Source organism: Hymenobacter rubidus (assembly GCF_016734815.1).
Classification (GTDB): Bacteria; Bacteroidota; Bacteroidia; order Cytophagales; family Hymenobacteraceae; genus Hymenobacter; species Hymenobacter rubidus.
In genome coordinates this window covers 1-7,080 of sequence record NZ_JAERQF010000066.1, presented here as the reverse complement: position 1 = coordinate 7,080, position 7,080 = coordinate 1, and the positions used below count along the sequence as shown (strand labels likewise).

At 58.7% G+C, this 7,080-nt stretch carries 5 protein-coding genes; all 5 read right to left on the bottom strand.

Annotated elements, in window-relative coordinates; translation table 11 throughout:
- Nucleotides 1–46: 46 nt before the first annotated feature.
- Complete coding sequence (locus JKL48_RS22660; protein ID WP_201987663.1) at nt 47–256, bottom strand: hypothetical protein; 210 nt, start codon at nt 254–256, stop codon at nt 47–49.
- Nucleotides 257–387: 131 nt separating this feature from the next.
- A complete protein-coding gene (secA, locus tag JKL48_RS22655; protein WP_201987661.1) occupies nt 388–3,789 on the bottom strand; it encodes a preprotein translocase subunit SecA in 3,402 nt (1,133 codons plus the stop codon).
- Between the two features lie 263 nt (nt 3,790–4,052).
- Nucleotides 4,053–5,231, bottom strand: coding sequence for a UDP-galactopyranose mutase (gene glf, locus JKL48_RS22650; protein WP_201987659.1), 1,179 nt, complete (start codon nt 5,229–5,231; stop codon nt 4,053–4,055).
- 70 nt (nt 5,232–5,301) lie between these two features.
- Nucleotides 5,302–6,597, bottom strand: coding sequence for a glycosyltransferase family 1 protein (locus JKL48_RS22645; RefSeq protein ID WP_201987658.1), 1,296 nt, complete (start codon nt 6,595–6,597; stop codon nt 5,302–5,304).
- Nucleotides 6,598–6,771: 174 nt separating this feature from the next.
- The coding region (locus JKL48_RS22640; RefSeq protein ID WP_201987656.1) for a GNAT family N-acetyltransferase at nt 6,772–7,080 on the bottom strand (309 nt) is incomplete at its 5' end.

Genomic DNA, 7,080 nt, shown 5'->3' with positions numbered 1-7,080 from the left:
CCAGACGCCGTATCACACTCACCAACAACTCCTTCAACTTAACGCCCTAAACTGTCCAGCGTAAATGGACCACCTCAATGTTCCCGTTGGCATCAGCAATAGTTGCCTTCACATTGGCAATGCCACTGCCTGTGTTCACGGCCATTGCCGTCTGCCAAGCTGGAGCTTGGGCACGGGCTTGAGTTGCTACCCCAACCAATAAAATCCATAGTGCAACGAATGGCCAGCCGTGGGTAGAAGAGAAAAAGTGTTTCATGCGCAGAATAAGTGCGTAATGATGTGTCTTTCGGTTGTTTCAGTAAATGTAGGTGCCTGCTTCATCTTCGTAAAACGAAAACGCCCCGACCAACCGGCCGGGGCGCTCCAATTTCCACTAAGAATCAACAGTTAATCCACCAGTATGGCGCGGCCGCTGGTCACGTCTTGCTCCACCGACTTGTACTTCACGTCGCGCACCACGCGGCCGTCCATGTACTGCACACTCACTTTGTCGTTGCGGTTGGCCACTTTCTGGCTGCGCACCGGCACTTGCTTTACGGCGGGCTGCTCGGGCGGGCCCATGTCCTCGGGGCCGGCGCCTAAGGAGTGGAGCATGTCTTCGTGCTCCACGGTGAGACGGGGCGCGGGCTCCTCGTCTTCGAGGTAGTAATCCTGCTCCTCGTTGGTGCCTACGCCGCCTTGTTGCACGGGCACGTCGGCGTGGAAGAGGAAGGCCGTTGTCTCCTCGTTCACCTTCGCAATCATGCGTTTGAACAGCTCGAAGCTCTCGAACTTGTACACCAGTAGCGGGTCTTTCTGCTCGTATACCGCGTTTTGCACCACCTGTTTCAGGTCGTCCATCTGGCGCAGGTGCTGGGTCCAGGCGGTGTCAATCACGCTTAGCACCACCACTTTCTCCATCTGGCGGAGGATGTCGTGGCCGCCGGTGGCCTGGGCGCGGCGCAGGTTGGCAATGGCCTGAATTTGCTTCTTGCCGTCGGTGAAGGGCACGGCGATGTTCTCGTAGGGCGCCCCGTTGCTGAGCAGGTCGTTCACCAGCGGCAGCGAGTTCGAAGCAATGTGCTCGTTCTTGCTCTGGAAGTAGCCCAGGGCCTCGTCGTACAGCTTCTGGGTGAGGGCCGGCAACTGCAGGCTAGCCATTTCCTGCGCCGTGATGTAGGTATCGTAGCCAAATACCTTGATGATGTTCAGCTTGAAATCCTCGAAATCACCCGTGATTTTGTGGCCGCTGGCGATGTCCTCGCTCACGTCGTAAATCATGTTCAGGATATCGACTTCCATGCGGTCGCCGTGCAGGGCGTTGCGGCGGCGCTTGTACACCACTTCGCGCTGGGCGTTCATCACGTCGTCGTACTCCAGCAGGCGCTTGCGCGTGCCGAAGTTATTTTCCTCCACTTTCTTCTGGGCGCGCTCGATGGAGTTGGTAATCATCGAGTGCTGAATCACTTCGCCCTCTTCCATGCCCATGCGGTCCATCAGCTTCGCAATCCGGTCGGAGCCGAACAGGCGCATGAGGTTGTCCTCCAGCGACACGAAGAATTGCGAGGTGCCCGGGTCACCCTGGCGGCCGGCGCGGCCCCGCAGTTGGCGGTCGACGCGGCGGCTTTCGTGGCGCTCCGTGCCGATGATGGCCAGACCGCCCGCCTCACGTGAAGTCTCACGCAGCTTGATGTCGGTACCCCGGCCGGCCATGTTGGTGGCGATGGTCACGGTGCCGGGGAAGCCGGCGGCGGCCACAATCTCGGCCTCGCGCTGGTTCTGCTTGGCGTTGAGCACCTGGTGCTGGATGCCGCGCAGCTTCAGCATGCGCGAAACCAGCTCGGAAATTTCCACGCTCGTGGTGCCCACCAGCACGGGGCGGCCGGCTTCTACCAGCTTCTGGATTTCCAGGGCCACGGCGTTGTATTTCTCACGCACCGTTTTATACACCTGGTCGTCGGAGTCTTTGCGGCTGATGGCGCGGTTGGTCGGAATCACCACCACGTCGAGCTTATAGATTTCCCAGAACTCACCGGCTTCGGTTTCGGCCGTGCCGGTCATGCCGCACAGCTTATGGTACATGCGGAAGTAGTTCTGCAGCGTCACCGTGGCGTAGGTCTGCGTGGCGTCTTCCACGCGCACGTTTTCCTTGGCCTCAATGGCTTGGTGCAGGCCGTCGGAATAGCGGCGGCCTTCCATTACGCGGCCGGTTTGCTCGTCCACGATTTTGACCTTGCCGTCGTCGGTCAGGATGTACTGGTCGTCCTTCTCGAACAGCGTGTAAGCCTTCAGCAGCTGGTTCACGGTGTGCACCCGCTCGCTTTTCTCGTTGTAGTCGCTCATCAGCTTTTCCTTTTGCTGGAGCTTCTCTTCGGCCGTGAGGGCGTTATTTTTCTCGATGTCGGCAATGGCCATGCCGATATCGGGCATGATGAACAGCTTGGGGTCTTCGCCCTGAGCGGTAATCAAGTCGATGCCTTTTTCGGTGAGTTCAATCTGGTTGTTCTTCTCATCAATCGTGAAGAACAGCGGCTCGTCGGCCTTCGGCATCTGGCGCGAGTTGTCGGCCAGGTAATGGTTTTCGGTGGCTTGCAGCACGGCCCGAATCCCGGTTTCCGACAGGAACTTGATAAGCGGCTTGCTCTTGGGCAGGCCGCGATAGGCGCGGAACAACAGCAGGCCACCCTCGCCGTTTTTGTCGCCTTCTTCCACGCCGGTTTTGCCTGCGGCAATCTGCTTGCGGGCTTCCACCAGGTACGACTGCACAATTTTCTTCTGCTCGTCTACCAGGCGCTGAATGCGCGGCTTGAGCTGGTAGAACTCGTGCACGTCGCCGCGCGGCACCGGGCCCGAGATGATGAGCGGCGTCCGCGCATCATCAATCAGCACGGAGTCCACTTCGTCGACCATGGCAAAATGGTGCTTGCGCTGCACCAACTCCTCGGGGTCGCGCGCCATGTTGTCGCGCAGGTAGTCGAAGCCGAATTCGTTGTTGGTGCCGTAGGTAATGTCGGCCTGGTAGGCCTTGCGGCGCTCCGGCGTGTTGGGCTGGTGCTTGTCGATGCAGTCCACGGTGATGCCATGGAACTCGAACAGCGGCGCGTTCCACTCGGAGTCGCGCTTGGCCAGATAATCGTTGACGGTCACCAAATGCACGCCGCGCTTCGACAGCGCGTTGAGGAACGACGGCAGGGTAGAAACCAGCGTTTTACCTTCACCCGTGGCCATTTCGGCAATTTTGCCCTGGTGCAGCACCACGCCGCCAATCAGCTGCACGTCGTAGTGCACCATGTCCCAGGTGATTTCGGCGCCGGCGGCGGTCCAGGTATTAGCCCAGATGGCCTGGTCGCCTTCGATGCGGCAGTTGGCGTGGGTAGCCGCGTATTCGCGGTCGTGGGCATTGGCGGTTACCACCAGCTGGCCGTTTTCCTTGTAGCGACGGGCCGTTTCCTTCACAATGGCGAAGGCCGACGGCAGCACTTCCAGCAGCACAGCTTCGAGGTCCTTGTTGCGCTGCTTTTCCAGCGCGTCAATTTGCTCGAAAAGGGCTTCTTTCTGGGCCACATCCAGTTGCAGCTGGGTGTCGATTTGCTGGTGCAAACCCGCAATCTGCCCGTCGAGGCCGGCGAGGCGCTCGGCAATGCGGGCACGCACAGCGTCGGTCTGGTCGCGGAGCTGGTCGTCGGTCAAGCCGGCCAGTTTGGCATATTCGGCATTAATCAAACCCACGTAGGGCGTGATTTCCTTTAAATCACGCTCCGACTTGGAGCCAAATATTTTGGCGACGGTCTTGCCTAGGAATTCAAACATTAGGTAGTCTTTATAGCGATAAGCGCCGTGGCGCACCTCAAATTTACGCAGCCTTCCGCTAAAACCGTCCCAAAACGAAAAGCCCCGCCAATTTGGCGGGGCTTTTCGTTGGCGAATAAAGCGGAACGTCATGCTGAGCACAGCCGAAGCATCTCGCGTGCTGAAGTAATCAAAGCCGTCCTCACGATTGAGTTAGTCCCACACGCGAGATGCTTCGACTGCGCGGACGCCAGATGAGCATGACGTTCTAATCGGCTATACTGCTACTCCTGTTTCGGCGAGCGGCTCACCAGTTTCTCAACCAAGGCCGTGCTGCCCGAAATGGCCGGGCGGGCGGGCTTGGCGGCATTTTCCTTCTCCGTCAGCTTTTTGTAGAGCGTCAGGGCCTGGGCCACCACCTGGTCCATGTTGTAATACTTGTAGGTGGCGAGGCGACCCACAAAATGCACATTAGGCGTTTCATCGGCCAGCTTCTTGTACTTGTTGTACAGCTCGGCGTTTTCCGGCATCGGAATGGGGTAATACGGGTCGCCTTCGGCCTGTGGGTATTCGTACACGATGGCCGTTTTGGGGTGGTCCTGGCCGGTGAGGGCTTTGAACTCGGTGATGCGGGTGTAGGGGTGCTCGTTGGGGTAGTTCACCACGGGGGCGGCGAGGTGCTTCTCCTTGTTCAGCGTTTCGTGCTTGAACTCGAGCGAGCGGTAGGGCAGCTTGCCGAATTTGTGGTCGAAATACTCATCAACCGGACCCGTAAAAATCATCTCCTTGTAGGGAATGAAATCGATTACCTCGTGGTAATCGGTATTCAGCATCACCTTGATATTGGGGTGGTTGAGCATGTTCTCAAACATCCGCGTGTAGCCGTGCAGGGGCATGGCCTGATAGGTATCGGTGAAGTACCGGTCGTCGCGGTTGGTGCGGGTAGGCACGCGGCTGGTCACCGATTTATCGAGCTGCGAAGGGTCGAGGCCCCACTGCTTGTTGGTGTAGTTCTTAAAAAATTTGTTGTAAAGCTCGCGGCCTACTTTGCTTACTACCACGTCTTCCGAGGTACGGATGACGTCTACTTTCTCGGCGACGGAGGCGAAAAACTCATCCAACTCGAAGCTGGTCAGGTTCAGGCCGTAGAGCTTGTTGATGGTGTCGAGGTTGATGGGCATGGGCACGTGCTGGCCATCTACCGAAGCCAAGACGCGGTGCTCGTAGGGGCGCCAGTCGGTGAAGTGCCCGAGGTAGTCAAATACGTCCTTCGAGTTGGTGTGAAAGATGTGCGGACCATACTTGTGCACCAGAATGCCATCCTCGTTGTAATGGTCGTACGCGTTGCCGCCAATGTGGCTGCGCTTGTCAATGATGAGGACTTTTTTGTTGCTGCGGGTGGCCAGCCGTTCGGCCAGCACGCTGCCGGCAAAACCGGCCCCAACGATGAGATAATCAAACATAGTGCGTGGTATGGAAATGTGTAAGGAAGAGACTGTAATGGGAGGGAATTGGCGATAAGAACAGGCTGGCCTACGTGGCGGGCGGCAGCGATACTTCCGACACTTTTGTTGCCATCAGGGGCGCGGTGCCGGTGGCGGAGGTGGCGGCATCGGGGGTTTTGGCGTGCAGGCGCTCCTGCATCAGGTGCACCATTTGCTGCCAGGTCTGGTCCCAGCTGATAGTGGCCAGGTAAGCGTCGGTGCGCTGGCGCCAGTCGGTATCGTCGCGCTGGGCGAGGGCCTTCTGGATGGCTTTGGCAAAATCAGTGGCGTTGTCGGCAATATGTACCAGCTTAAGGTCGCCGTAGGGCCGCACCACGTCGCGGATGGGCGTGCTCACCACGGGGTTGCCAGCGGCCAGGTATTCCGGCGTTTTGGTGGGCGAGATGAACTTGGTGCTTTCGTTATCAGCGAAGAGCAAGGTCGCCACATCCCAACCCTTCAGGTAGGCGGGCAATTCCTGGTAGTCTTTGCCCCCGAGATAGTGCACGTTGGGCGTGCGGGGCAGCGTGGCTGGGTCAATCTTGACCACTGGCCCAACGATAACAAACTGCCACTCCGGGTGCTGCTGCGATAGTTCGCGGAGCAATTCAATGTCCAGCCGCTCATCGACTACGCCAAAGAAACCGATGCGCGGATGCGGAATGCCGGCTTGGTCGGCCGGCTCGGCCAACGGGCCCCGGGCCTGGCCAAAATGCGCCTTGTCGATGCTGCTCGGGAACGAGTGCGCGTCGGGGTGCTGCTCGCGCTTGGCCTCGTAGAGTGAGTGGCCGCCGGTGAACACCAGGTCGGCTTTGCTGAACAGCTCCTGCTCGCGGCTTTTCAGCTCGGGATGGGCAAACTTGAAGTTGGCCAGCTCGTCCATGCAGTCGTACACGGTGAGCTTGGGCTGAAACTGGCGCGATTTGCCGAGGGCCATCGGCGTGTAGTACCAGAAAAGATAGTTAGTAACGCCTTGCTCGCTAAAATAATGGCTTAAAACTTCAAATTGGGCTTGGTCGGCGGCGGCTTCATCGGCCCGCAGGCGTTGGGGCAAATGCACCACCACTACTTTTACGCCGTTCTGCCGCTCCTTGATTTCAACGTGCGGCTCGATGAGGTCGTCGTTGTGATAAAAAGCATCTTCGACGTAGAACACGCGGCCGTGCTGGGCAAAACGCGAGAGCAGGTGCTGGGGCCGCTGCCAAACAAAATCCCAATGCAGATGCGCAAAACACACCAGGTCGGGCAGCGTATAGGAAATGGAATTTTCGGCGGCTGATTCGCTGGGCCGGGCAGCGGTGGCAGAGGCACGCAAAGGCGCTTCCACCGTCGATGAAGGTGGCATGAAAGAGGACAAGAAGAGTGCGTTTCGCGCCGCGTCGGCAGGCAACAGTATCAATCAGCCGGAGCGCTTGTCAACGTATACGGGGCCACCCGGAAGAAGGATATGGCTCAGCTTACTTTGCTAAAATACTGGGCAGTACTTATTAAACCCTCATAATATATATGCAGTGCAATGTTAAGGACGTGCGGGGCTGGCCAAAAGGCACTGCCACTCCACGGCATCGAGCCAGCTGCTGGCGGTGCGCAGCCACGCCCGGCGGGTGCCCACTCGCCGAAAACCGGCCGCCCGAAACAGCTTCATACTGGCGGAGTTATTGGCTCCTACGGTGGCATAAACCTGGTGCAGGCGGAGCACTTCGCGGGCATGGGTTTTGAGCAATTCCAAGGCCTGCCGGGCGTAGCCGCGCCGCCGCTCGCGGGCCAGCACCGTGATGCCCACGCCGGCCCGCTGATGCAGCGGGTCGTAGTCGAACAGGTCAACAAC